The following is a 1,490-nucleotide window of genomic DNA, read 5'->3' as shown; positions in this document are numbered from 1 at the left end:
TGGAAGCTCAGAGTCTTTAGACCTGAGAACGTCAAAGGCTTTGCTCGTGTAGCCCCAGGCTAAGAGGTGAGGGATTTTAGGGTTTGAAAATATGCCCTAGTTTTTTATGTGTTAATATTCCCCATCCATAAAATGGATGGGGATTCTTGCTTGACCTAAAGATCCAACTAAAGCCCCTAATTTCTAATTATGGGTGTAAACTGTTGACCAGCAATCAGTATTATTACTCGAATGCCTTGGGTGATACCAAGGAGGCGTTTTGTGAATACTGGGATGATTAAGGCTGACACACCGGACGCACCGGACTATATCATGTTGTAGGACTGCAAGGGGGTAGGGAGCTCCGGAGCAGGGGGAGAAAGAGTTTTAGTGATTTTGCATGAATAGCAATATCACAAGTAATCAGGCGGACATGCTATTATGTAGCACTACGAAATTAGGGCGCGGACATTATTGAACCCCCAAACCTATGAGCAGTAGACTTATTACTTATTACTTATTACTTGTTACTTGCGCTATATTTGATCCCCTCTGACAGAATCATCCCACAATTATGCAACACCTACCAAGGATATTAACCTTGCATCTGTAGTTTTTCTGATGAAAAGGATAAAATAAACAGGCCAAAACATCTTCGAGAAAATCCTCTTAGCTCGCCCTCAGCCTCATATGCAAGGTATCTAATCCTTGTCCAATCCAGCTAATACACTCATATTCTGAGGTAAACAATTTGGGTGCAGCAATATTATTGAGGGAGTCTGGTGGATAATGGTCATAAAAGTATTTACCATTCTCGTTACCGACAATAATTAAATTGTGGCGATATATGTAACGGGACTGAAAATAGCCAGTTTGGCTAATAAATTCAAAGTTTATATCTAGATGCTCCTTGGCAATCTCAATGATATTTTCTACAGTACTACCGTATATAGCTGCGGGATTCTCGACTTTCTGAAATTTACTTTTATTCCCTATGGCTGATAGCAGTTTGTACGAATAAATATCGTAATTGTTTAATTTACTAAAAACAAAAGGAATAATCAAATATCCCTTATAAGCAACAGACTCTTCATAAAGTAAGCGTTTCATAAATTTAACTCTTTTGGTCTTAAACATTCACACGGCAATGAAAAAACACCTGGGAGCAAAGGATATATTATCCCAGTAGGTTTTGTATTTATTGATTTTGCAATGAAATTAGTAAATTTCCCTTCTTTAATTAACCTATCATAATTAGTAAAGATTATTAATAAGCAAAATTATTTAAATTCTTCTGTGAATAATTTTATAGAATGGACATATTAGTTAGGACAATATTGTTTGACTCAAGGACTGTCAACTGTCAACTGTCAACACCAAAAACGTCCTAACGCAGGCTGGCTATAGCTATATATAACCATACCAGTTGGACAATCTTGAATTTTCCACTGATTATTATCAGAATAATATTGTCTATTTTTGACGTAAATTGAATCAAAAATATTAATAGC

At 36.3% G+C, this 1,490-nt stretch carries 1 protein-coding gene; it reads right to left on the bottom strand.

Annotated features, from left to right (window positions below; genetic code table 11):
* Positions 1-648 precede the first annotated feature (648 nt).
* Positions 649-1,089 (bottom strand): hypothetical protein, encoded by a 441-nt coding sequence (locus F6K52_RS36235; protein ID WP_293090046.1) that lies wholly within the window; start codon positions 1,087-1,089, stop codon positions 649-651.
* Between the last annotated feature and the right edge of the window lie 401 nt (positions 1,090-1,490).

Origin of the sequence: Moorena sp. SIO3H5 (assembly GCF_010692395.1) — a bacterium.
Classification (GTDB): domain Bacteria; phylum Cyanobacteriota; class Cyanobacteriia; order Cyanobacteriales; family Coleofasciculaceae; genus Moorena.
This window is presented reverse-complemented; position numbering and strand designations above follow the sequence as displayed.

Coding starts and splice junctions, on each gene's coding strand:
- F6K52_RS36235 (WP_293090046.1), bottom strand. CDS start 1,089: ATGAAACGCTTACTTTATGAAGAGTCTGTTGCTTATAAGGGATATTTG.